This is a genomic window from Jeotgalibacillus marinus, from assembly GCF_040801915.1.
GTDB classification, from domain to species: domain Bacteria; phylum Bacillota; class Bacilli; order Bacillales; family Jeotgalibacillaceae; genus Jeotgalibacillus; species Jeotgalibacillus marinus.
The window spans coordinates 1-614 of the sequence record NZ_JBFMIA010000076.1 but is presented as its reverse complement, the minus strand read 5'-3'; the positions used below and the strand labels follow the sequence as shown (position 1 = coordinate 614).

The following is a 614-nucleotide window of genomic DNA, read 5'->3' as shown; positions in this document are numbered from 1 at the left end:
GAAGAGGAAGAAAGAAAAGAGGGGAAGAAAAGAAGAGAGAGGGGGGGAGGAAAGGAGAAAAAAAAAGGGGAGAAGGAAGGGAGAAAAAGAAAAAGAAAGAAAGGGGAGGAGAAAGAAGAGGGAGGGAGAGAAGGGAAAAAAGGGGAGGAAGGGAAGGAGAGAGAGAAGGGAGAAAAAAAAAGAGGAGAGAAAGGAGAGAAGAGAAGAGAGAGAAAGGGGAGAAGGGAAGAGAGAAAAAGGGAAGGGGAAGGGAGGGAAGAAGAGGGAGAAGGGAAAGGGGAAAAAGAAGAGAGGAAGAGAGAAAAAGGAGGGAGGGGAAGAAGAGAGAAAAGGGAAAAAGAGAGAGAGAAAAGAGAAAGAGGAGAAGGAGAAAGGAAAAGAAGAAGGAGAGAGAAAAAAAGAGAAGAGGGAAGAAGGGAAAAAAGGAGAGAAGGAAGGAAAAGAGAGAGGGGGAAGAAAGGGGGGAGAAAGGGGGGAAAAGGGGGGGAGAGGGGAAAAAGGAGGGGGAAGGGAGGGGGAGGGAAGGGGGAGAGGGGGGAAAAGCAAGGGCGACAGGGGCGGGAGGCTATTTGGGCCTTGATTTTACCTCTTTTGATCAACGCTTTTTACATTAT

At 48.2% G+C, this 614-nt stretch carries 1 protein-coding gene; it reads left to right on the top strand.

The window, feature by feature from the left end:
* On the top strand, window positions 1–580 hold a 580-nt coding region (locus tag AB1471_RS18605; protein ID WP_367780931.1), incomplete at its 5' end, for a hypothetical protein.
* Window positions 581–614: the final 34 nt, after the last annotated feature.